Source organism: Paraburkholderia sp. JHI2823, assembly GCF_038900695.1.
Classification (GTDB): domain Bacteria; phylum Pseudomonadota; class Gammaproteobacteria; order Burkholderiales; family Burkholderiaceae; genus Paraburkholderia; species Paraburkholderia mimosarum.
Genome location: NZ_JAYMRY010000252.1, coordinates 1 through 454 on the forward strand (window position 1 = coordinate 1; position 454 = coordinate 454).

Below are 454 nucleotides of genomic sequence, written 5' to 3' on the forward strand. Positions count from 1 at the left end.
AATAATGGCTCGCTTCATTATAGCCGCGTCGGTCGTGGCCGCGCGCGTTGGCTGGCGTGGGCGCATCCATGCTTGACTTCACCGTGTTAGCCCAGCAGTGCGCGCCATCTGTGCAACCGGTCACGATGCAAGCGGTCGTGCGGACAGAATCGGGCTTTAACCCGTATGCCATCGGCGTGGTTGGCGGCCGCCTCACGCGACAACCCCGCGACGCCGAAGAGGCCGTTGCCACGGCCCGAGCACTCGAGGCTCGTGGAATCAATTTCAGCGTCGGTTTGGGGCAGGTTAAGCGGTTCAATCTCGCCCGGTACGGACTGTCGTACGAAACCGCCTTTGATCCGTGCGAAAAGCTTCGTGCCGGCAGCGCGATTATGCACGAGTGTTATCAGCGGGCAGGTGCCACATACGGTCAGGGCACGCGTGTCTTGAGGGCTGCGATAAGTTGCTATTACAG

General features: G+C 61.0%; 1 protein-coding gene. It reads left to right on the forward strand.

Going from position 1 to position 454, the window contains the following annotated elements:
* Positions 1 to 68: 68 nt before the first annotated feature.
* Positions 69 to 454 (forward strand): lytic transglycosylase domain-containing protein (locus VSR34_RS38560; protein WP_342965251.1); only part of this gene is annotated, 386 nt, incomplete at its 3' end.